The organism is Klebsiella sp. V115_8, from assembly GCF_029967715.1.
Classification (GTDB): Bacteria; Pseudomonadota; Gammaproteobacteria; order Enterobacterales; family Enterobacteriaceae; genus Klebsiella; species Klebsiella quasipneumoniae.
This window is the reverse complement of the sequence record NZ_JASCAR010000026.1, coordinates 89,021-110,296: the sequence shown is the minus strand read 5'-3', so window position 1 is coordinate 110,296 and position 21,276 is coordinate 89,021. Positions and strand designations below refer to the sequence as shown.

The window sequence follows — 21,276 nt, the reverse complement described above, 5'->3', positions numbered from 1 at the left end:
TAAATAAACGTTTCTATTACACTTGCCGCGTTGTGTCTTTTAATTTGCTATTTGGAATTTTTTAATTTTATGTCTTCAATGTTACACAAACTGAATAATATCCGTTCACTGCGCGCGCTGTCCCGTGAATTCTCCATTGACGTGCTTGAAGAGATGCTGGAAAAGCTCAGGATCGTCACTGAAGAAATACGTACGCAACAGCAGCTGGCGGCGCAGCAGCAGGCGGAATATCAGGAAAAAGTGAATACCTGGCTTGAGCTGATGCGCGCCGACGGTATTTCTCCTGACGAGCTGGTGGCCGATATTCAGCCGCCGATGGCGGGTGGTAAAAAGCGGAAACCGCGCCCGGCGAAATATCGTTATACCGATCATACCGGCGCCGAGAAAACCTGGACCGGCCAGGGAAGAATGCCGAAGCCGATTGCCCAGGCGGTCGCCGAGGGGAAATCGCTGGACAGCTTTTTAATTTAAAACCGATGCGGCCAGCGCCGCGACGGCGGAAAGACCCACCGCCCGGCCTGGCCTTATGATCTGCAGCGAGGGGCTTCAGCAGACGCCGAAGTCCCCCTCTTCCTGATAGGACGTCACCTCGTCTGACTTCAGCGTATAGCGTTCTCCCTGCTCCTGCGCGGCCTGAACCACCACCAGATCCTCGCCCTGCACTTCGACCACTTTCAGTTTTGGCCCGCCCGCACGCGGTTGTACCAGATCGCCGACAGAAAACATCATTCACTCCTCACTGTTAATACCACGGATGAACCTAAACCATAGCTCAACGCCCGCGCACTGAACACCGGGTGTGCTCTTTTTTGTTAAAACAATTTGGAGGTATATGTATTAATGTTGTTAATGTTTTGCTGGCGCCATACCGCTGCTGACAAGGGGGACGGCGAGGGTAGGGTTACCATCAATCAGGTCAGGAAAGACACCATGAAGTATATCATTCTGTTGATCATTGTTATTGCTGTGCTGTATGTCCATTACCGCGGACGGGTGCGCTATCGTTTCTGGCGACAGCTCTCCGACCATTCCACATTTACCGCGCCGTTGAATGGATTTATGTATTTATTTTCCCGCGTGCCGAATACGCCTTATCTGCGCCCGGAGATGTTTCCCGAGCTGGCGATATTGCAACAAAACTGGCTGGTTATTCGCGAGGAAGGCATCCGCCTCCAGCAGCTGGAGCAGATTAAAGCGGCCGATAAATATAACGATGCCGGATTTAACTCATTTTTTAAAACCGGCTGGAAACGCTTTTATCTGAAATGGTATGAGGATGCCCATCCCTCCGCCAGCCAGCTTTGCCCACAAACTACCGCGCTGCTGCGGGATATTCCGTCGGTGAAAGCGGCCATGTTCGCCACCCTGCCGGACGGCAGCCGTCTGCCGCGCCATCGCGACCCCTACGCCGGTTCCCTGCGCTTTCATCTTGGCCTGGCGACGCCGAACGATGACCGCTGCTTTATCGAGGTGGATGGTCAGCGCTACAGCTGGCGCGACGGGGAAGGTGTGCTGTTTGACGAGACCTATATCCACTATGCGGAAAATACCAGCGGTGAGAATCGGCTGATTCTGTTCTGTGATATTGAACGGCCGATGCGCTACCGCTGGGCGCAGAAGGTCAACCACTGGCTGGGGCGCTATCTGATGAGCGCCGCCTCGGCGCCCAACGACGCCAGCGATCGCACTGGCGGAATTAACCGGGCGTTTCGCTATATCTACCAGATCCGCATTGTCGGCAAGCGGCTGAAAAAATGGAATAAGACGGTCTATTACGTCGTCAAATGGCTGCTTTTCGGCGGCATTGCCTGGCTTATCTGGAGTGCGTTTTAACTCCCCTGGCGCCGGTTCCACGGCATGATCGCCAGCAGGCGCGCCATGCCGCAAAAGCCGGTTATCCCGGCGAAAGTGAGCCCGGCGCCGACCGCGCCGCTGAGCAGGAAAAAGCCGCCGTTCACGGTATAGCCCAGCAGCACCCCCAGTAAGATCAGAGCGCCAGCGGCGATTTGCACCTGGCGCATCAGCGGCAGCGGTTGCGATTTATCTTCCTCAACCGGGAGCCCCGCGGCTTTCCATGCCTGAATCCCGCCCGCCAGCAGGCTGACCTGCGCCGGCGCGGCGGCGGCGGCCAGACGAATAGCGTTGTTCTGCGTCCGGGAGCCGGCCTGGCAGTGGAAGATCACGCGCTCGCCGGCCCGGGCGTTTAGGGTCGCGCCGCCGTTCAGGGTGGCGAGCGGCACCAGCTCGGCATCGGGAATATGTTCGCGCGCGTATTCATCCGCATCGCGGATATCTATCAGTCTGGCGCCCTGGGCAATCTGCACCCGGGCTTCGGCAGGGGTTAAGGTGGCGATGGTCATAGGATCCTCACGGGCAATAGAGCGTTTTCAGCGTGTTGATCACCTGCTGTACCGCAGGATGGGTGATGAAATAGTGGATGCGCTGAGCGTCGCGTTCGCTGTCGATCAGCCCCTCGTCACGCATCCGCGCGAGGTGCTGCGAGGTGGCGGAAGGGCTCAGGCCGGTAGCGCGGGCCAGTTCACCGGCGCTGGCCCGCGGCGCGTCGCATAGCATGCACAGGATCAGCAAGCGGTGAGGATTACTCATCGCTTTCATCAGCGCGGCGGCTTCGCCGGCGCGGGCCTGCAGGTCTTCGGGTGTGGTCATGTATTTTAGCTTTTTCTAAATTTAGATAACTCTAAAATAAAAAAGCCGCCAGCGCCAGCCCCTTTTTCCCCGCGACTCAGGCCGGAACGGCGAGATCGGCTATCTGCGCCCGGGCGCTGGCGATCCCGGCGTCGCGACCGTGCGGGCGGTTATCCAGCCCTTCGGCATAGATAAATTCCACCTCATGGATCCCCATCAGCCCCAGCACCGCGCGCAGATAGGGGGTGACGGCGTCGGTGGTTTCTCCCTGGTGAACACCGCCGCGGCTGCTGACGACCACCGCCCGGACGCCCTCGACCAGCCCCTGCGGCCAGCTGTCGGTGTAGCGAAAGGTTTCCCGCGCCCGCGCCACGAGGTCGAACCATTTCTTCAGATCGGTCGGGACGTTGAGGTTATACATCGGGGCGCCGATCACCAGCAGGTCGCTGGCTTTTAACTCGGCGATAAACTGGTCGGAGAGCGCTACCGCCGCGCGAATGGCCGGCCGCGGATCCGCCGCCCCGCGCAGGGCGGCAAACAGCGCGCCATCCAGCGTCGGCAGCGCCATAGCGCTGAGATCGTGTTCGCGGATCCGATCGTGGCGGCCCGCCGCCTGGCGCGCCGCGAGAAATTCGTTAATCAGCTGATTGGTCAGGGAAGTTTCGCCATTAATACTGGACTTTAATACCAGAACGTTAGCCATGATGAGTGCCTCAAGTGAAGGATAGAAGCAGAGACTAACACTGTCTTTTTTCTCTCTGGAGTGACATTATTTTCCTCTATTGTATCCCGTAAGGAACCAATCTGTGCGCGACGATCTGAACGCGATCCCAGTGTTTGTCACTGTGGTCGAGAGCGGTAACTTTGCCAGCGCGGCGACGATCCTCCACGTGACGCGATCGGCGGTGGGAAAAACCATTGCCCGGCTGGAAGCGCGTCTCGGCGTGGCGTTATTCCAGCGCACCACCCGCAGGCAACTGCTGACGGAAGAGGGAGAGCAATTTTATCACCAGTGTCGGGAGGCGCTGGGACGCATTCGCGAGGCCGAAGAAGCGCTGCAGCGCGGCAAAGGCGAGGTGCAGGGACGGCTGCGGATTTCGCTGCCGGTGCTGTTTGGCCAGCGCTGCGTGGCGCCGCTGCTGTTCCGCCTGAGCCAGCGCTATCCATTGCTGAAGCTCGAGCTCCACTACAGCGACCGGCAGGTCAATCTGCTGGAAGAGGGGTTTGATCTCGCGGTGCGTATCGGGAGCCTGGCCGACACCGGGTCGCTACGGGCGCGGGCGCTGGGGGAGCATGGCATGGTGCTGTGCGCGGCGGCGGAGTACCTGCGTCGCCAGCCGACGCCGGGGACCATCGCCGGGCTGAGCGAGCACCGCACCCTCGGCTATCTGCATAACGGTCAGCTGCAAAAATGGCAACTTTACGACCCGCAGCAGGGCGAAGTGCGCTTCACCCCGGAGGCGTGGCTGGCGCAGGATGACTTTGCCGCCATCGCCGCGGCGGCGCAGCAGGGAATGGGCATCGCCTGGCTGCCGGACTGGCTGGTGGCGCAGGCGCTCGCCGAAGGGACGATGCAGCAGGTTCTGGCGTCCAGCGACCGTGTGCGTTTCGCCATCCACGCGGTGTGGCCGGAAGGGCCGTGGCTGCCGCAAAAAACGCGGGTGACGATCGATGCCCTGCGGGCGGGGCTGGGTCTGGCGTAGCGTCCGCGGCCGGCGCGCTTTAGGCCATCGCCTCAGCGGCGTGGCCGTCCGGCACGGGCGGCGCGGCGGTATAGCGTGCTGCGGGCGATGCCCAGCATCTGCGCCGCCCGGCTGACGTTGCCGTTGACCCTGGCGAGGGTATCGACAATCAACTGCTCGTCATGGGCCTGCAATCCCCCGCGCGGCAGCGGCGCAGGCGCAGCGCGGTATGCGTCCGGCAGCGCATCGGGCGTCAGCGTGTCGCCCTCATCGGCCAGAGCCAGCATCACCTTCAGGACGCTCTGCAGCTGGCGCACGTTTCCTGGCCACGGCAGCTGGCTGAGGTGGGTCAGCAGCGCGGTGGACAGCGTCACCCGGCGCGAAGCGCCGCCCAGGTCGCGCCACAGGGTGGCGATAAAGGTTTCCAGCGCCGGCCACTCGCGTAGCGGAGGCAGCGCCAGGGCGTACTCCCGCAGGCGCCACAGCAGATCTTCGCGGAATTCGCCGGCGCTGACCCGCTGGGTCAGGTTGCGGTGCGTGGCGCAGATCAGGGCGAAGTTCACCGGCACGCTGCGGCTGGCGCCGAGCGGGGCGACCTCTTTCTCCTGCAGTACTCGCAGAAGGCGGGTCTGCAGCGCCAGCGGCATATCGCCGATCTCATCAAGAAACAGCACCCCGCCCTCGGCCTCGCGGATTTTGCCGATATAGCCGTTTTTGCTGGCGCCGGTAAACGCCCCTGGCTGGTAGCCGAAAAGTTCGGACTCGATCAGCGATTCCGGGATGGCGGCGCAGTTAATGGCGACGAATTTACCGCTGCGCCAGCGGCTGTGCTGGTGCAGTGTGCGGCTGACATACTCTTTGCCGCTGCCGGTTTCCCCCTCAATACAGAGCGCGATGCCGGCGTTAAGCAGCCGGAGCAGCTTTTCGCCTTCCCGCGGGCTGGTGAAGGGGAGCTGCATGGCCGGCGGGGCGCTCACCGCCACCCGGCGGCGGGTGGGCTCGCGCAGGCGATAGTGATAGCGGCCCTGCGGGGTGGTCAGGGGCAGGGGAACGCTGACCGCCGTTTGCGTCAGCGTCGGAAAAAGCGACGCAAAGGTGAGCTGGCCAAACTGCGCCGCGCTCAGGCCGAACTCGCGCATCGCCAGCCGGTTGCCGGCGGTAAGGACGTTGTCGGAAAAGACCAACAGCAGTTCCTCCACGCTGTCGAGTTTGTCCACCTGCCGGTGGAGGCTCATCAGCCACTGCTCAGGATGCAGGCTCTGCTTCACCCACAGATACTCAATCTGCTTTGCCGCCGCTTTCACCCAGCCAAAGGTGTGCTGGTGGGGAAAATCCGCCGGGCCGGAGATATCCAGCACGCCGGCGATGCTTCCGTCCGGCCGCTGGAGCGGCATCGCCGCGCAGTACAAATTCTGGTTGCGGGTGAGAAAGTGCTGACGCCCATCGATTTCGCAGCCGTCGTCAATCGCCAGCGCGGTGCCGATGGCGTTGGTCCCGCGTCCGCTTTCGCTCCACAGATTGCCCGGCGCCAGCGCGACGCGCTGAGCCTTCTGCATCGCCTGGGTATCGCCGACGGTATGGAGCACCAGACCGCCGGGGTCGGAGAGGATCACCACCGACTGCAGGTCCGCCACCTGGCGCGACAGGGCTTCCACCACCGGCTGCGCCAGCTGCTGCAGGCTGCGGTGGCTGGCGAGCCGGTCCGCCAGCTCGCCGGCGTCGAGGCGGGGAAAATCCTCGGTGGCGGGATCCAGGCCGTAGCGCTGGCAGCGAGACCATGAATCGCTCAGCAGGGGATTGGCGTTAACCTCTGGGGCGAGAAGAAAGGGATTGCCTGGCACAGGGCACCTCTGGGTCGATGTTGCTGTGTTGCAATATTGTAGCTATTTGGTTTATTTGGTGTTGCGATTTGCAACACATAAGTGGAAACCCGTGCGACAGTGGCTGACCATCTGCCCAGTTAGTAAATGCAACCTGTTAATAAATAAACCTATTTAGAGAAAATGAAAAACTGGCATAACCCCTGCAAAGTGAGAAGCGTTCGGCGGCAAGTTTAAAAAATCAATATGCCGCTGCGTCTCAACCCTACAGAAGGAGATTTGCGATGCGTTATGCACACCCTGGCCAGCCCGGCGCCCTGGTTTCATTGAAATCCGCTTACGGCAACTTTATTGACGGTAAATTTGTCGAGCCGCTGAGCGGTGAATTCTTTATGAATACCTCCCCGGTAGACGGCAGCAACATTGCGCAGTTTCCCCGGTCGGACGCCAGAGACATTGACTTCGCCCTCGACGCCGCCCACCGTGCGGCGCCGGCGTGGGGCAAAACCTCAGTGCAACAGCGCTCCAGGCTGCTGCTGCAGGTCGCCGACCGTATTGAACAGCATCTGGAATATCTGGCGGTGGCGGAGAGCTGGGACAACGGCAAACCGATCCGCGAAACGCTGAATGCCGACCTGCCGCTGGCGGTGGATCACTTTCGCTACTTCGCCGGCTGCCTGCGCGCCCAGGAGGGAAGCACTGCCGAAATTGACGAAACCACGGTGGCCTACCATTTCCATGAACCGCTGGGGGTGGTCGGTCAGATTATCCCATGGAACTTCCCGCTGCTGATGGCCGCGTGGAAGCTGGCCCCGGCCCTGGCGGCGGGGAACTGCGTGGTGCTCAAGCCGGCGGAACAGACGCCGCTGAGTATTACCCTGCTGCTGGAGCTGATCGGCGATCTGTTCCCGGCGGGGGTGCTGAACGTGGTGCAGGGCTTCGGCAAAGAGGCGGGCGAGGCGCTGGCCACCAGCAAGCGTATCGCCAAGCTGGCGTTTACCGGCTCCACGCCGGTCGGGCGACATATTCTCGCCTGCGCGGCGGAGAATATTATCCCCTGCACCGTCGAGCTGGGGGGCAAATCGCCCAATATTTACTTCGCCGACGTGATGGAGGGTGAAGAGGAGTTTATTGAGAAGGCGGTGGAGGGGCTGGTGCTCGGTTTCTTCAACCAGGGTGAGGTCTGTACTTGCCCGTCGCGGGCGCTGATCCATGAATCCATCTATGAGCCCTTTATGGCGCGGGTCATGGAGAAGGTGGCGCAGATCCGTCGCGGCGATCCGTTAGATACCGACACCATGATCGGCGCCCAGGCTTCCCGCCAGCAGTTCGACAAGATCCTCTCCTATATTCAGATTGCCCGGGAAGAGGGCGGACAAATCCTCACCGGCGGCGAGCGGGCGGCGATCGCGCCGGCGCTGGATAATGGTTTTTATATTCAGCCCACGCTGATTAAAGGTCGCAACGATATGCGCTCCTTCCAGGAGGAGATCTTTGGGCCGGTGATCGGGGTGACCACCTTTAAGGACGAAGCGGAAGCGCTGGCTATCGCCAATGAGACCCAGTTTGGCCTCGGCGCTGGGGTGTGGACGCGCGATACCAATCTCGCCTATCGCATGGGGCGCGGTATTCAGGCCGGTCGCGTATGGACCAACTGTTATCATGTCTACCCGGCACATGCGGCGTTCGGCGGCTATAAACAGTCCGGCGTCGGGCGGGAAACGCATAAGATGGCGCTGGATGCCTATCAGCAAACCAAAAACCTGCTGGTGAGCTACGGCACCGCGCCGCTGGGCCTGTTCTAAAGCCCATCTCATTACTGATTGATCCTCAGTCCGCAATCCGTTCGGGTTGCGGATTTTTTTTGCGTCAAAATAACCCTGTGAAAGGGAGTGGTTACGGTGGCGGATAACGGCAATACATTTGGGTTAATGAAGTAATGGCTTTCATTTGAAAATAAAAATTCTTCCAGAACAAGAAATTACAGCGCAGCTCAGGAGCGCTTTGCCTTAATTTGTGTAGAAATGATGAAGATTAATACCAGGAAAATTCCTAATTTTTTAGTGGCACCGGGTTTGAGCACAATAAAACAAGACGTTTTTTTGAGCAATTACCTTTAAATTTGTTAATAAAATGGACGTATTGTTGTTGAGAGGTATTTAATTTTCTTTTGTATAGATATGTAAATTAACATTGAAATGCCATTTCAAAAAATAACTTTATGCCGATTATAGTCATTAACCTGTATGTAACATTTCATTAGGTTGCCTTTTTTTACATCGGGTAATATATTTATTTCGCACATCAAAATAACTCTTTTCTTCTGCTTGTTATTCATGGCCACCTTTCGGCGAAATAAAGCGGAGTTAAAGGACGTGTGCCGATTATCCTGCGGAAGGAACGCAATGAACATTTACAGGGAGGAACGGACGAGCCGTTTCGCGATAGCCATGGGGCTATTGTCGATGACGGGAAAATATATTCGTTAACGATGAGATAAATAATGAAAACGCAACTTCGTATTATGGCAATTCTCATGGGAGCGCTGGTTTCTGGCGCTGCAATTTCTGTTACTACGCCAACCATTAACGTTAACCCAGGCTCCAACGCGGGTACCCAGGGTACCGGCGGACAGGTTATCTTCAATGGATCAATCACCGACAGCTCCTGCAATATCGACAGCGCATCCACCAGCCAGACGGTGGATCTGGGCAAATGGGCCAGCACCTATTTTACCAGCACAGGTTTTGAAACCACCAAAACTCCTTTCCATATCAAAGTAAAAGATTGCCCTGCCAGCGTGACAAATGTCGCGGTGCTGTTTGACGGCGCGCGCGATCAGTCCGATAACACGCTGTTGGCGACCACCGGCGGCGCCGCTGGCGTGGCGATCAAGCTGTATGAAGATGACAAGTCTACGGCGGTCAGCCTCGGCAAAGTGTCTAAAGCCAAAAATGTCGTTGCGGGCGCGACTGCCGGCACCGGCACTGCCGACCTCGAGTTTTTCGCCGACTATATCTCCACCGGTGCGGTGACGGCAGGCGATGCCAACGGTACGGCTAATTTCAATATGATTTATAACTAATCATATTGCGCGCTATTCAGAGTCAGTCCACTGCGTCCTGATTAATTGCAGATAGCTAAAGTGATAATTGTCATAAAGTCACGAAATATATTCGTGACGGTATAGTTGTTTTTGCTAATTATCCCGACGGGTACTGGCTCTGATATTCCCTGCTTTATTTTACTGTTTGTTCAACCTTTACCTGATGGTAAGTCATGATGAAGAAAATAATTGCCGTTGCGGCCTTTCTGCTGTGCTCCACGGCAGCGCAGGCCGGTATTGTCATGGGTGGAACCCGTGTGATTTATCAGGAAGGGAAGCGTGAAGCCGCTATTTCAGTCACTAATGCCGATACCCATACGCCCTATCTGGTGCAGTCGTGGGTGGAAAATTACGCGGAAAACGATAAGGCCAAGGTGCCCTTTATTGTTACGCCGCCCTTATTCCGTCTCGATCCGGAGCAAAATAACGTCCTGCGCATTAACTTTATTGGCGCCTCGCTGCCCAGCGACCGTGAATCGGTCTACTGGCTGAACGTCAAAAGTATCGCCCCGACGCCCAAGGGCGAGGTGAACAAGCTGCAGGTCAATATTAAGTCGAAATTCAAAATCTTTTATCGCCCCAACGGCCTGGCGGGCGACCCGGCTAAAGCCTGGCAGCAGCTGAAGTTTAGCCAGTCCGGCGGTCATCTGACGGTGGCAAACCCCACTCCCTATTTTGTCTCTTTTTACGCCGTCGAGGTGGGCGGGCAGGCAATCGACGAGCCTGGCATGGTGGCCCCCTTTGGCGAGAAAACGTGGCCGGTGAGCGGGCACGGCACCGTCAAATGGCGGGCGATTAACGACTACGGCGGCGTCAGCGATTACGCCCAGCAGTAATTCCCCTTTGTGATGAGCTTACCGGACGGCGCCAGCATGAAAAGAATAACAACAGCCAGGGTGCGGGAGTATGCCGCGTTGCCCGTCACCGCCGGACGGGCGCTGGCGCTGGCGCTGGCGACGCTGCCGACGATGATGTGCTGTCTCAGCCCGCTGAGCCGGGCGCTGGCCGACGACTATTTTGATCCGGCGGCGCTGGAGTTTGCCGACCCGCAGCAGCAAACCTCCGATCTGCACTACTTCGCCAAACCCGGCGGGCAGCAGCCGGGGACTTACCCTGTCACCGTGGTGGTTAACGACCAGGAGCTGGGCCAGGCCAATATCACCTTTATTGACGATGGCGGGCAGCTGCAGCCGGTGCTGACGCCCGGGCAGCTGGCGGATTATGGGGTCAACGTCAGCGCGTTTCCGGCTTTTCAAACGCTGCACGAAGGTGAGACCTTCACCCGGATCGAGAAGTTTATTCCCGACGCCAGCAGCCGCTTCACCTTCGCTAACCAGCGCCTGACGCTGAGCATTCCCCAGGCGGCGATGAACGTGCAAAGCCGCGGCTATGTCGATCCCTCGCGCTGGGACGATGGCGTGCCGGCCGCGTTTGTCGATTACTATTTTTCCGGCGCGCAGATAAAGAATGCCGATGAAGGGGAGAGCAGCCGCTCAAACTATCTCAATTTACGCAGCGGCGTGAACCTGGGCGCCTGGCGGCTGCGCAATATCTCCTCAATGCAGTACGACCAGCAGCGCCGGCACTGGGATTCACAGAGCACCTGGCTGCAGCGCGACGTCCGCTCGCTGAAGAGTCTGCTGCGGATCGGCGATACTTACACCACCGGCGATGTGTTTGACAGCATCCCGTTTCGCGGCGTCCAGCTGATGTCTGACGATGAGATGCTCCCGGACAGCCAGCGCGGCTTTGCCCCTACCATCCGCGGCGTGGCGCACAGCAATGCCAAAGTGACCGTCTCCCAGCACGGGTATGTGATCTACGAAACCTTCGTGTCGCCGGGGGCGTTCGCCATCAGCGATCTTTATCCCACCTCGCAGAGCGGCGATCTGGAGGTGAAGGTGACCGAGAGCAATGGTTCGGTGCGCACCTTTACCCAGCCCTATTCCGCCGTGCCGTATATGCTGCGCGAAGGGCGCGGCAAATTCAGCCTCAGCGCTGGTCGCTACCACTCCGGGGCGGATTCGGTGCGCTCGCCGGAATTCCTGCAGGGCACCCTGTTCTATGGTCTGTCGGCGGGATTTACCCTCTACGGCGGCACGCAGCTGGCCCAGGACTATCAGTCGTGGGCGCTGGGCCTGGGCCGCGGCTTTGGCGAGTTCGGTTCGCTGGGAGGCGACGTCACCCAGGCCGTCACCCGTACGCCGTCGGGCAAGCGCTATGCGGGCCATTCGCTGCGCGCTCAGTATCAGAAAGATTTCGTCAGCTCGGGCACCACGTTCAGCCTCGCCAGCTATCGCTACTCCTCCAGCGGCTATTACGATTTTGCCGAAGCCAGCGCCCTCGAAAGCGCGCAGGGGCAGGTGGATAACCGGCGCCGCCGGGAGGAAGTGTCGGTGTCACAAAGCCTCGGCGGTCTGGGCAGTCTGGCGGTTTCCGCCTGGTCGCAGGAATACTGGCACCGGCAGAGTCGGGATGAGACGGTGCATCTTGGATTCTACAGCGCCTGGAAAGGGATCTCCTGGGGCGTGGGCTATTACTACACCCGCGCCAGCGGCCAGCAAAAAAATGACCGCTCCTGGTCTTTCAATATCAATATTCCGCTGGGCGGTCCGCTGTCCGACAGCGCGGTGAGCTACAACACCACCTCGGACAGCAATGGCTATACCTCGCAGCAGGTGTCGCTGTATGGCGCGGTGCCGACGCGGCCGAATCTGTTCTACTCGGTTCAGCAGGGCTACGGCAACCAGGGGCGGGGCACCAACAGCAGCGTCGCCCTGGACTACCACGGCGGCTTCGGCAACGCGCAGCTCGGCTATCGCCATGACGCCGCCAGTAATCAGCTGACCTGGGGAGGCGCCGGCTCGGTGGTCGCGCATCCGCACGGCGTGACCTTCGGTCAGACGGTGGGCGAGAGCTTCGCCATCGTCCGCGCGCCGGGGGCTGCCGGCGTGGCGGTGCAAAACGGCAACAATGTGCACACCGACTGGCGCGGTTATGCCGTGGTGCCGTCTCTGACCACCTACCGGAAAAATGTCATTACCCTCGACACGGAGTCGATGGCGGATGATACCGACGTCGACCAGCAGGGTCAGACGGTGATCCCCGGCGGCGGCGCGGTGGTGATGGCCAACTACCGGACCCGCATAGGCAACCGGGTGCTATTTACCCTGCGCAACGCGCAGGGGCCGTTACCCTTTGGCGCCAGCGCACGGTTGGTCGGGACGGAGGAGAGCGGCAATGCGCCGGGCGGCATGGTAGCCGACGGCGGTCAGGTGTACCTCAGCGGCGTGCCGCAGGAGGGAACCCTGGCGGTGAGCTGGGTCGTCAATAACCAGTCGCAGAGTTGCACGATGCATTTTCATCTTGCGGATAACCCACAGCAGAGTCTGAATACGGTGAAAACCGTCTCCGGGCTGTGCCAGTCACGCTGAGGCGGCTATGAAATCTGTTTTTCGTCTACTTCCTTTTCTCTTTTTGCTGGCGCTGAGCGGCTATCTTCCCGGCGCGCGGGCTGAAAACTGCCGCGCGAATATCGGCCAGACCACCGTCAATATTCCCAATATCAAGTATTTGCCCACGCTGCCGGTCAATACTCAGATGACCAGCGCGATGGCGGATAACGGCAGCGGGATCCCCTTTTCCTGCGACCTGCAGCTGCCGACGGCGAGCGCCAAACGCATTGTCTACAAACAGCTGAAAACCGGCGGCTCGCCGGTGGTGATTAACGGACAGCACGTCTACCCCAGCGCCATCGACGGCATCGGCTACTCGCTTAGCTTCCAGTGCGCCGGCGGCCCGATGCGCGCTATCGACGGCAGCCACTCCGCTGGCGGCGAGTCGGTGGTGGTCTGCGACAGCACGATGCTCCCGGCGCTCATGACGCAGCAGCAGACGACGGTCAGGATCGCGGTAACCTTCTATAAGACCGGTACGGTACAGCTGGCGGACGGGACGCATACCAACTCGTCGCCGCTGCCGCAGGTAGGAGAGGTGACCATTGAACAGCAGGCCAACGGAAACGCCGGCTTTGTCGCCAGCGCGCCGGTCAGCATTGATATCGCCGCCCTGAACGTGGACATTGGCAGCAGCGGCAGCTGCCAGGTGGCGACCTCAACGATCCAGGTCAGTCTGGGCACGGTAAACCGGGCGGAGTTTCACGGTAAAGGGAGCACCGGCGGCCAGGCGAAGCGCTTTTCGATCCCGGTGTTCTGTCCGTCGCCGACCGATGTGCGCATCGGCTTTTTCGGCGTCAGCGTGGAGAGTGATACCCTGGCGCTTAGCAAGGCCAGCAACAGCGCCAGCGGCGTCGGCGTGAAGCTGACCTACGGCAATAACCCCGGCGCGGCAGTGTCCGATGGCGCCAGCGTTAAAATCAATGAGGCCAGCAACTTGCCGATCCTGAAAAGGGTAACCGGCAGTAACGCCGGCACGGCTGAGGCCATCAATTTTAACGCCCAGTATGTGCAAACTGACGCCACGGTGACGGCGGGCACAGCCGACAGCATGGTGACCTTCGCCCTCGAGTATAACTAGCGTGGGGCCGGAGCATAGGCCGCCTGAAGGGGGATCGCCACCACCGCGCCGTCATCGTCGATATAGTTCAGCTTGTACAGGCGAGCGCTGTCGGTCGTTGACACGGTATAGCTGCTGTACGGCCGGAGCATCACGTTTCTCATCGGCGAAATGTGGCCTTTATTATCGATCAGCGCCCCGTTGACCAGGGTGATATGCAGTGGGCCTGAGTTAGTTAAGCGCAGGTTATTGCCGCTCTGCTGCCACTGCAGCTTTCGCACCTCTCTGGCGAGGGTGGTGGCGATGGCGGGAGGACGATAAAAGAGCTTCAGGCGGGTGCGGACGATAAACTGCAGCGTATGGTTACCGTCTGACGGCGGCGGATTCTCCTGAATATTGACCCAGTACAGGCTTTCCCGATCGGCGGGGAGCCCGCCGCCGAGATAGATAAAGCGCAGCTGGGCGGTTTGCTGGGGGGATAAATAGACCAGCGGCGGGGTCGCCACCATCGGCAGGCCGACGCGCGATCTGTTGAGCCCGGCGTCCAGCCAGATCTGCACTTTATAGGGTGTGCGGCTGCGGTTATGAATGTTCAGGGTGGCGGCTTTGTCTTTTCCTGAGTAGACCACCCGCGTGGCATCGATGGTGATCCCGGCGCAGGCCTGAAAGGTCATGGCGCTCAACAGCACAGCCAGCTGTATTTTCATCTTCGCTCCCTTTACGTCTCATCCCTGACCGGGAAGCTATTCCTGCATAATGGTAAACCGGGCCGTTGCGTTGCCGTCGCCGGGGAGTACGTGGGCTTTATCCCAGGTGTAATAGAAGGCTTTCAGACTGAAGGTGCCGGAGCCGCCGTCCACCGGGATCTCGATGCGGGGATCGTGCTGCGGATCGAGGTGTGCATCGAGGCCGAGCGGCGTCCCCGTACGGTCGGTGAGCAGAATACCCACGCTGCCGGCCGGCTTACCGCTATCGTTGAGGGCCAACACATGATTTTCAGGCATGGCGGTGGGAGAGGGGCCATCCACCACAATGTAGTAGGTGCCTTTCTCGCAATCTTTGACGCGAATATCGACGCCGACCGCTGGCCCGGTACCCGACTGGCTGTTTTTCAGTCTCGACAGCGGAATATCGCCCATGCTGATGTCGATGACCCCGTTATTGCCCGCCCCTTCGAGTTTGCAGGCGCCGTTCACGACCCTGCCGATGAAATTTAGCGTGCCGTCTGCCGCGTAAACCGGGCCGGCGGCCAGTCCGACGAAGAGCATCGCCAGACCCAGGGTGGTTATTTTCATGTTCATTCCTCCTGTCGTGCCGGTAAACCTGGCGCCAGGGTCATTATTTTGCGGGTCAGATACGGCACAAAATGACTTTAATCGAGCATGTTTTTTATTAATTCATTTATTTGGCAAATATATTGTCGCCTGGAATTAATATATGCTTGTTATTTATTACCTGCGTTTTCCGGGATAGTACTGTGGAGGAATGCTGGAGTAAATAAGACGGTAGTTATCGGTGTCTGAACGCGAAATATCGTGCATTTAAATAAATTATTAATTTATTCAATTGGTTGCTTCTCTCTTGCTGCTGTTTTTTGTGCTTAATTCGGCACGGTTTCAGTCTGGAAAATACGATCGCTGGCGTAAAGCTACGCCCGGCGGATGAGAAATCATTCACCGGGCGATAGCCCTGTTTCGTTTTCAGATTTGCGATCGGCAACCCGATCGTCGGGTTGTATGTCCCGATGTTTAAAAATAGGATGAATTCCCTGTTACGCGCTGCGGATGGTGTTGACTGAGAAGCGGCCGGCCACCCCGGCGCGAAAACCCGATAACAAAAAGGATGGCGAGATGAAACTGACGGTGGGGCTGGCGCTGACGCTGGCGATAATGACCTGCGGCGCCCAGGCGCGCGATATGCAAACCATCGAGCGCAGCGGTGAACTGAAGGTCGGCGTGCCGGGCGACTACGCCCCGCTGGCGTTTCGCAATGCCGCCGGCGAGCTGCAGGGCTATGACGTGGACATGGCCCGCGATCTCGGGCGCACGCTGGGGCTGAAGGTGAGCTTCGTCTACACCAGCTGGCCGGCGCTCGCCGCCGATCTGCAGGCGGACAAGTTTGATATTGCGATGGGCGGCGTGACGCAGACCCCGGCGCGGGCGAAGGAGTTCGCCCTCAGCCACCCGGTGGTGGCGAACGGTAAAATCGCCTTAGCCAACTGTCAGGCCGCCCCCCGACTTGGATCGCTGGCGAAGATAGACCGTCCGGAGGTGAAGGTGGTCGTCAACCCTGGCGGCACCAACCAGAGCTTTGTCGATGAGCATATTAAGCAGGCGCAGATCATTCGCGTGAAGAACAACGTCGATAACCTGGAGGCGCTGCGGCAGAAAACGGCCGATATGATGGTGACCGATCTGATCGAAGGCGACTATTACCAGAGCAAAGAGCCCGGCGTGTTCTGCGTCGCCAACGAGACGCCGTTCGCCGGCACCGCCAGCGACAAGGTGTATATGATGAGTAAAGATAATCCGGAGCTGCTGGAGAAAGTGAACCAGTGGCTGGATAGCCAGGATAAAGAGGTTCTCAAACGGAAGTGGAAAATTCGCGGTTAAGCGCTGAGGCGCCCCACCGCCGACGGGCGCGTCCGGCGGTGGTTGTCGGCCGCGGTCAGCGCTGCGGCGACAGCGTCTGTCGCGCCAGGTCGCGGAAGTAGCAGGCGTAGCCGAGGGTGGCGGTCAGGCACAGCATATAGCCAAACGACTCGCTGCCTTCCTCCACCGTATTTTTCACCACCCGAGCGTAGTTCTCATCCAGCACGGCGTACCACAGGCCGTGCATACCGAACAGCCGCGAGAAGACCAGAATCGCCAGCAGGCCGCTGATCATCATCCCGTAATACGGGGTGCGGGTATAATCCGCCAGCTGCGACAGGGTCTGGCGCAAATGGCGCAGCGGCATCAGCAGGGACCCTGCGGTAGCCAGCAGGGCAAACCACACCCAGCTGCCATGGGAGAGTAAATCAAACAGGCCATCCAGTTCGCGGATCAGCATGGCGAGGAAGAAGCCGCCGATGAGGATATTGCTATAGCGCAGGTGGGCATATTTGCGCGCCAGCAGAAGATGAACCAGCACGATGACGGCCAGCACGCTCTCCTGAACCACTTCGGTGAGCGACACCTCCGGGATATCGTTGCCAAATACCCGAATATCCACCCACAGGCAGAGTACCGCGATGGCGGCCGCGACCGCCGCGCCGAGAAAGAAAAGCAAGCTTCGTAACAGAGACATTAACACCACAACTTATATTTAAAACAAATATCATAAGTTTTGGGAATACATGTTCCTGTTCACTTTGTGCGACTTTGCGGCGGTTTTTTAACGTTTTGCGCTTTTTAGCGCCGGGAAAGACGACAGGGGAGGGGGACTCCCCTGAATGAGAGGACGTCAGAGAATATCATCCACCACGCCGCCGTCAACGCGCAGCGCGGCGCCGGAGGTGGCCGACGCCTGCGGCGAGCAGACGTAAACCACCATATTGGCGACCTCTTCCACCGAGGCCGCCCGCTGGATCACCGAACTCGGACGATGGGTCATGACAAACGCTTTCGCCAGTTCCTCCAGCGACTGGCCGGTTTTCGCCACTTCGTCTTTCAGCATTTCGGCAAAGCCGTCGGAAATCGTCGGCCCCGGCAGAACGCTGTTAACGGTCACTCCGCTGCCGGCGACATATTTCGCCAGGCCGCGGGCCAGCGACAGCTGGGCGGTCTTGGTGACGCCATAGTGGATCATGTCCGCCGGGATATTGCGCGCCGATTCCGAGGAGATAAACACCACCCGCCCCCAGCCTTTACTGACCATCGCCGGCAGCAGCCCCCGCGACAGGCGCACGCCGGACATGACGTTGGTCTGCCAGTAGTTTTCCCAGGTCGCGTCATCGGTGGCGTAAAAATCCTGCGGGCCGTAGATCCCGGCGTTATTGACCAGAATATCGACGCCGGTCACGGCCTGCAGCAGCTGTGCCGCGCCGTCGGCGCCGCTGAGGTCGGCGACGGCGGGGCGCGCTTTCGCCCCCGGCACCTCATTTTGCAAGCGGGCGATCGCGGCGTTCACACTCTGCTCGCTGCGCCCGTTAAGGATGATCTCTGCGCCGCTCTCCGCCAGGCCTTTGGCGATAGCAAAGCCAATACCCGCCGTGGAGGCGGTGACCAGCGCGACTTTCCCCGATAAATCAATCTTCATGTTCCTGCCTTCTGGTTGTGGATCTCCCATTAAGCGTAGCAGCGGCGGTATCGGTGGGGATCAGTAACCGGCGTGCTTATTGACCAGGTTTTTGAGCGGCAGCCCGCGACGCTGGCGCTGAATGTTCTCCAGCAGCTGGCGGGCGATCACCTCGGCGGGGGCCGCAGAGGCCATATGCGGGGTGATCACCACCTGCGGATGGCGCCATAGCGGATCGTCCGCCGGCAATGGCTCCTGCGGGAAGACGTCGAGCACCGCTCCGGCGAGCTGGCCGCTCTCCAGCGCCGCCAGCACATCCTCATTGACCATATGCTCTCCACGCCCGCAGTTGATTAACACCGCCCCGGCGGGAAGCTGGCTGAAGAGCGGCGCGGCGAGAATACCCCGGGTCTGCGCGGTGAGCGGCAGGAGGTTAATCAGCCCGTCAAGCGACCCGAGGAAGCTGTCGAGCGCCTCCTCGCCGCGGTAGCAGGTGACGCCAGCCAGCTGCTTCTCACTGCGCGACCAGCCGGAGACCCGATAGCCAAGGCGGGCCAGCTGGTCGGCGATATAGCCGCCAATTTCGCCGAGTCCCATAATGCCGATATGGAAGTCGGCGGCGGCGCGCTGGGGATAGAGCTTCCAGGTTTGGGTCCGCTGGTGGGCCAGCGCCCGGTCAAAATAACGCTGGAACCACAGCACGCCCCACAGGGCATATTCGAACATGCCGTGACGAAAGTCCTCATCGATCACCCGGCACAGCGGGATATCGCTGGCGAACAGCGCGGGCGGCAGATGATCGACCCCGGCGGACGCGGCCTGGATCAGCTTCAGCCCTGGCGAGCGGGTCAACAGCTGCGGGCTAGGGAACCAGCAGCTGGCGTACTGCGCGTCGCGCGCCGCCTGGTGATGGGGCAGGAGCGCGGTGACGTCGGGAAACTGCTGCAGGGCGGCGCAGATATCGCGGGCGAAATCCGCGTCGTTACAATCCACCACGATAGTGATATCGGACATAGGCGTTAGTCTTTGTAAGAAGTATCGAGACGGTCAAGACGGCGCAACCACGCCTGCCAGACCTGTTGACGTTCATGCTCCACGCCCATCAGCTGCTCGCAGGCGTGCTGGCTGAGGTGCGGGGCGATGGTGTGGATCGGGCTGAGGGCCGCCAGCTGGGCGGCGGCCATCTGGATCTCGCAGGCACGATTGAGGTAGAACATGATGTAAAAGGCGTCAGCCACGGTACGGCCCACCGACAGCAGGCCGTGGCTCTGCAGGATCATGGCGATATTATTCCCCAGCGAGCGCTGAATGCGCGCCCGTTCGTCGAGGTCAAAGGCCACCCCTTCATAGGGGTGGTAGCCGACGCGCTGGTAAAACTCGGTGCTGATTTGGTTGAGCTGCAGCAGGCCGTCCTCGCAGGCGGCCACCGCCATCCCCGGCAGGGTGTGAGTGTGGATCACGCAGTGGGCGTCTTCCCGGGCCATATGCACCGCGCTATGGATGGTGAAGCCCGCCGAGTTAGCCGGCGCCTCGCCCTCTACGACCTTGCCCTGCATATCCACCACGATCAGATTGCTGGCGGTGACCTCATCAAACATCATGCCGAAGGGATTAATTAAAAAGCGCGGCTCGCCGTCGCCGGGCAGGCGCACGGAGAAGTGGGTGTAGAGGGTATCCTCCCAGCCGAACAGCGCCGCCAGACGGTAGGCGGCGGCCAGCTGCTGGCGCAGGTGTTGCTCAGTTGCCATTTAGTGCACTCCCATAAATTCACGGATTCGTTGCAGAGAAGGGGCCTCCAGCGGGCTGCGGATCACCTGCGGGGCGATGTCGGCCTGCACCACGCCGTTCTCCATCAGCACCACGCGGTCGGAAATCGACAGGGCGAAGTCCATCTCGTGGGTGACAATCAGCATGGTCATACCTTCGCGGGCCAGCGACTGAATAACCTTCAGCACCTCGCCCACCAGCTCGGGATCCAGCGCCGAGGTCGGTTCGTCAAACAGCATGATGTCCGGCTTCAGCGCCAGCGCCCGGGCGATCGCCACGCGCTGCTGCTGGCCGCCGGAGAGCTGTCCGGGGTACTTGTGGGCATGGGCCAGCAGTCCGACGCGGTCGAGCAGCGCCAGGGCCTGCTCGCGGGCGACCGGCTGATCCAGCAGCTGGTGGTAGCGCGGGGCCAGCATCACGTTGTCGAGCACCGTGCGGTGGGGGAACAGGTTGAAGCTCTGGAAGACCATGCCGATGCGCCGCACCCCGGCGCGCATCTTGCGCTTATCGACGATGGCTCCGCCTTTCAGATAGTCCTCGCCGTAGAGAATGATCTCCCCGCCATCAATGCTTTCGAGGGCGTTGATGGTGCGGATCAGGGTTGTTTTGCCGGAGCCGGACGGGCCGATGATGCTGATCACCTCCCCGTTATCTACCTGCAGGTCGATGCCTTTCAGCACCTCATGCTGGCCCCAGGATTTGCGGATGCCCCGCAGATCCAGCGCCGGCGGCGCGCCGTTGACGGCCGGGGTGTTGATCGCTTCCGTCATCGCCGGCAGGCTCTGGCGCAGCGCCTGGCATTCCGCCTCGCTGAGCGTTTGCGGACGCTTGCGCTGAATATCGAGGCTATTCTCCAGCGCCCGGAACAGCCAGGTGAAGACGGTAACCACCATGACGTAGTACACCGCCACCGCCAGCAGCGTCTCCATCACGAGGAAATTTTGCGCATACAAGCGCTGGCCGGTGAGCAGCAGCTCGGGTAAGGAGACCACCGATAAAATCGAGCTCAGCTTAATGATGGTGATGTATTCATTGATCAGCGTCGGCAACGAGATGCGAAACGCCTGAGGAATTACAATCAGCCGCTGGATGCCGATAAAGCTGAAGCTCAGCGCATGGCCCGCCTCGCTTTGCCCTTTGGCCACCGACAACAGCCCGCCGCGGTGGATCTCCGCCATATAGGCCGCTTCGGTGACGGTCATCGACACCAGCCCGGCGATAAAGGGCACCCCGAGCAGCGGCTGGGTCAGCGGAAACAGCTGCGGCAGGTTGTAGACAAACACCAGCAGCACCATCAGCGGCACGCTGCGGAAAAACCAGATATAGAGTTCGACGGGGATCTTGATCCAGCGCGGCGCCGAGAGCTTCGCGCAGGCTAGCAGAAAACCTACCACCAGGCCGATCCCCCAGGACAAGGTGCTGATTACGATAACCGTCACGCACGCCTGCCAGAATGCCCCAATGCTAAATAATGAAAAAAAGTATCCCCAATCGAACGCCATACTGACTCCTGTTGCGCAGT

Annotated in this window: 19 protein-coding genes and 2 pseudogenes; 9 read left to right on the top strand and 12 right to left on the bottom strand. The window is 59.9% G+C overall.

What is annotated here, in order from left to right; all coding sequences use genetic code 11:
- The first annotated feature begins 69 nt into the window (after positions 1-69).
- Complete coding sequence (gene stpA / locus QLG03_RS10880; RefSeq protein WP_023290746.1) at positions 70-471, top strand: DNA-binding protein StpA; 402 nt, start codon at positions 70-72, stop codon at positions 469-471.
- A 75-nt stretch (positions 472-546) separates the two neighbouring features.
- Here the strand turns inward: stpA and QLG03_RS10875 are convergent, their stop codons facing one another.
- Complete coding sequence (locus QLG03_RS10875) at positions 547-726, bottom strand: hypothetical protein (protein WP_023290745.1); 180 nt, start codon at positions 724-726, stop codon at positions 547-549.
- Positions 727-930: 204 nt separating this feature from the next.
- On the opposite strand from QLG03_RS10875, the gene lpxO reads away from it, so the two are divergent.
- Entirely contained in the window at positions 931-1,833 is a 903-nt protein-coding gene (gene lpxO / locus QLG03_RS10870) for a lipid A hydroxylase LpxO (RefSeq protein WP_065812313.1), read from the top strand.
- Here the strand turns inward: lpxO and QLG03_RS10865 are convergent.
- The 3 genes and pseudogenes from QLG03_RS10865 to QLG03_RS10855 form a co-directional block, all read right to left on the bottom strand.
- A pseudogene (locus QLG03_RS10865) lies at positions 1,814-2,360 on the bottom strand (rhodanese family protein). The gene lpxO and the pseudogene QLG03_RS10865 sit on opposite strands and share 20 nt — an antisense overlap.
- Positions 2,361-2,367: 7 nt before the next feature.
- A complete protein-coding gene (locus tag QLG03_RS10860) occupies positions 2,368-2,667 on the bottom strand; it encodes a metalloregulator ArsR/SmtB family transcription factor (RefSeq protein WP_002914277.1) in 300 nt (99 codons plus the stop codon).
- Between the two features lie 76 nt (positions 2,668-2,743).
- Positions 2,744-3,349 carry an NAD(P)H-dependent oxidoreductase gene (locus QLG03_RS10855; protein ID WP_048298082.1) on the bottom strand — a complete coding sequence of 202 codons (606 nt, stop codon included), beginning with the start codon at positions 3,347-3,349 and terminating at the stop codon, positions 2,744-2,746.
- A gap of 103 nt (positions 3,350-3,452) precedes the next feature.
- On the opposite strand from QLG03_RS10855, the gene QLG03_RS10850 reads away from it, so the two are divergent.
- The gene (locus tag QLG03_RS10850; protein ID WP_255988611.1) at positions 3,453-4,349 is read left to right on the top strand and encodes a LysR family transcriptional regulator; all 897 of its coding nucleotides are present in this window, start codon (positions 3,453-3,455) and stop codon (positions 4,347-4,349) included.
- 32 nt (positions 4,350-4,381) lie between these two features.
- Here the strand turns inward: QLG03_RS10850 and QLG03_RS10845 are convergent, their stop codons facing one another.
- Positions 4,382-6,169: a sigma-54-dependent Fis family transcriptional regulator gene (locus QLG03_RS10845; protein ID WP_023290740.1), complete on the bottom strand. Its 1,788-nt coding sequence runs from the start codon at positions 6,167-6,169 to the stop codon at positions 4,382-4,384.
- 263 nt (positions 6,170-6,432) lie between these two features.
- On the opposite strand from QLG03_RS10845, the gene QLG03_RS10840 reads away from it, so the two are divergent.
- From QLG03_RS10840 to QLG03_RS10820, 5 genes are all read left to right on the top strand, one after another.
- Entirely contained in the window at positions 6,433-7,953 is a 1,521-nt protein-coding gene (locus QLG03_RS10840) for an aldehyde dehydrogenase family protein (protein ID WP_032453792.1), read from the top strand.
- 698 nt (positions 7,954-8,651) lie between these two features.
- Positions 8,652-9,233, top strand: a complete 582-nt coding sequence (locus QLG03_RS10835) for a fimbrial protein (protein ID WP_023290738.1) — start codon at positions 8,652-8,654, stop codon at positions 9,231-9,233.
- 194 nt (positions 9,234-9,427) lie between these two features.
- Positions 9,428-10,090, top strand: a complete 663-nt coding sequence (locus tag QLG03_RS10830; RefSeq protein ID WP_023290737.1) for a molecular chaperone — start codon at positions 9,428-9,430, stop codon at positions 10,088-10,090.
- Between the two features lie 36 nt (positions 10,091-10,126).
- On the top strand, positions 10,127-12,688 hold the full coding sequence (locus QLG03_RS10825; RefSeq protein ID WP_282473637.1) for a fimbria/pilus outer membrane usher protein: 2,562 nt from the start codon (positions 10,127-10,129) through the stop codon (positions 12,686-12,688).
- Positions 12,689-12,695: 7 nt separating this feature from the next.
- Complete coding sequence (locus QLG03_RS10820; RefSeq protein WP_048298080.1) at positions 12,696-13,790, top strand: fimbrial protein; 1,095 nt, start codon at positions 12,696-12,698, stop codon at positions 13,788-13,790.
- Here the strand turns inward: QLG03_RS10820 and QLG03_RS10815 are convergent.
- Together QLG03_RS10815 and QLG03_RS10810 are read right to left on the bottom strand one after the other, a co-directional pair.
- Complete coding sequence (locus tag QLG03_RS10815; RefSeq protein ID WP_023290734.1) at positions 13,787-14,476, bottom strand: molecular chaperone; 690 nt, start codon at positions 14,474-14,476, stop codon at positions 13,787-13,789. The two genes, QLG03_RS10820 and QLG03_RS10815, sit on opposite strands and share 4 nt — an antisense overlap.
- 36 nt (positions 14,477-14,512) lie before the next feature.
- Positions 14,513-15,064, bottom strand: a complete 552-nt coding sequence (locus tag QLG03_RS10810; protein WP_048298079.1) for a fimbrial protein — start codon at positions 15,062-15,064, stop codon at positions 14,513-14,515.
- Between the two features lie 464 nt (positions 15,065-15,528).
- On the opposite strand from QLG03_RS10810, the pseudogene QLG03_RS10805 reads away from it, so the two are divergent.
- Positions 15,529-16,381: pseudogene (locus QLG03_RS10805) on the top strand (transporter substrate-binding domain-containing protein).
- A 55-nt stretch (positions 16,382-16,436) separates the two neighbouring features.
- Here the strand turns inward: QLG03_RS10805 and QLG03_RS10800 are convergent.
- The 5 genes from QLG03_RS10800 to QLG03_RS10780 form a co-directional block, all read right to left on the bottom strand.
- Positions 16,437-17,057 carry a hypothetical protein gene (locus QLG03_RS10800; protein WP_023290731.1) on the bottom strand — a complete coding sequence of 207 codons (621 nt, stop codon included), beginning with the start codon at positions 17,055-17,057 and terminating at the stop codon, positions 16,437-16,439.
- A gap of 156 nt (positions 17,058-17,213) precedes the next feature.
- The gene (locus QLG03_RS10795) at positions 17,214-18,008 is read right to left on the bottom strand and encodes an SDR family NAD(P)-dependent oxidoreductase (protein ID WP_048335058.1); all 795 of its coding nucleotides are present in this window, start codon (positions 18,006-18,008) and stop codon (positions 17,214-17,216) included.
- 60 nt (positions 18,009-18,068) lie between these two features.
- Complete coding sequence (locus QLG03_RS10790) at positions 18,069-19,001, bottom strand: glyoxylate/hydroxypyruvate reductase A (RefSeq protein ID WP_255988607.1); 933 nt, start codon at positions 18,999-19,001, stop codon at positions 18,069-18,071.
- Between the two features lie 5 nt (positions 19,002-19,006).
- Positions 19,007-19,735: a class II aldolase/adducin family protein gene (locus QLG03_RS10785; protein WP_032453783.1), complete on the bottom strand. Its 729-nt coding sequence runs from the start codon at positions 19,733-19,735 to the stop codon at positions 19,007-19,009.
- On the bottom strand, positions 19,736-21,256 hold the full coding sequence (locus QLG03_RS10780; protein ID WP_255988605.1) for an amino acid ABC transporter permease/ATP-binding protein: 1,521 nt from the start codon (positions 21,254-21,256) through the stop codon (positions 19,736-19,738).
- Between the last annotated feature and the right edge of the window lie 20 nt (positions 21,257-21,276).

Coding starts and splice junctions, on each gene's coding strand:
- stpA (WP_023290746.1), top strand. CDS start 70: ATGTCTTCAATGTTACACAAACTGAATAATATCCGTTCACTGCGCGCG.
- QLG03_RS10875 (WP_023290745.1), bottom strand. CDS start 726: ATGTTTTCTGTCGGCGATCTGGTACAACCGCGTGCGGGCGGGCCAAAA.
- lpxO (WP_065812313.1), top strand. CDS start 931: ATGAAGTATATCATTCTGTTGATCATTGTTATTGCTGTGCTGTATGTC.
- QLG03_RS10860 (WP_002914277.1), bottom strand. CDS start 2,667: ATGACCACACCCGAAGACCTGCAGGCCCGCGCCGGCGAAGCCGCCGCG.
- QLG03_RS10855 (WP_048298082.1), bottom strand. CDS start 3,349: ATGGCTAACGTTCTGGTATTAAAGTCCAGTATTAATGGCGAAACTTCC.
- QLG03_RS10840 (WP_032453792.1), top strand. CDS start 6,433: ATGCGTTATGCACACCCTGGCCAGCCCGGCGCCCTGGTTTCATTGAAA.
- QLG03_RS10835 (WP_023290738.1), top strand. CDS start 8,652: ATGAAAACGCAACTTCGTATTATGGCAATTCTCATGGGAGCGCTGGTT.
- QLG03_RS10830 (WP_023290737.1), top strand. CDS start 9,428: ATGATGAAGAAAATAATTGCCGTTGCGGCCTTTCTGCTGTGCTCCACG.
- QLG03_RS10825 (WP_282473637.1), top strand. CDS start 10,127: ATGAAAAGAATAACAACAGCCAGGGTGCGGGAGTATGCCGCGTTGCCC.
- QLG03_RS10820 (WP_048298080.1), top strand. CDS start 12,696: ATGAAATCTGTTTTTCGTCTACTTCCTTTTCTCTTTTTGCTGGCGCTG.
- QLG03_RS10815 (WP_023290734.1), bottom strand. CDS start 14,476: ATGAAAATACAGCTGGCTGTGCTGTTGAGCGCCATGACCTTTCAGGCC.
- QLG03_RS10810 (WP_048298079.1), bottom strand. CDS start 15,064: ATGAAAATAACCACCCTGGGTCTGGCGATGCTCTTCGTCGGACTGGCC.
- QLG03_RS10800 (WP_023290731.1), bottom strand. CDS start 17,057: ATGTCTCTGTTACGAAGCTTGCTTTTCTTTCTCGGCGCGGCGGTCGCG.
- QLG03_RS10795 (WP_048335058.1), bottom strand. CDS start 18,008: ATGAAGATTGATTTATCGGGGAAAGTCGCGCTGGTCACCGCCTCCACG.
- QLG03_RS10790 (WP_255988607.1), bottom strand. CDS start 19,001: ATGTCCGATATCACTATCGTGGTGGATTGTAACGACGCGGATTTCGCC.
- QLG03_RS10785 (WP_032453783.1), bottom strand. CDS start 19,735: ATGGCAACTGAGCAACACCTGCGCCAGCAGCTGGCCGCCGCCTACCGT.
- QLG03_RS10780 (WP_255988605.1), bottom strand. CDS start 21,256: ATGGCGTTCGATTGGGGATACTTTTTTTCATTATTTAGCATTGGGGCA.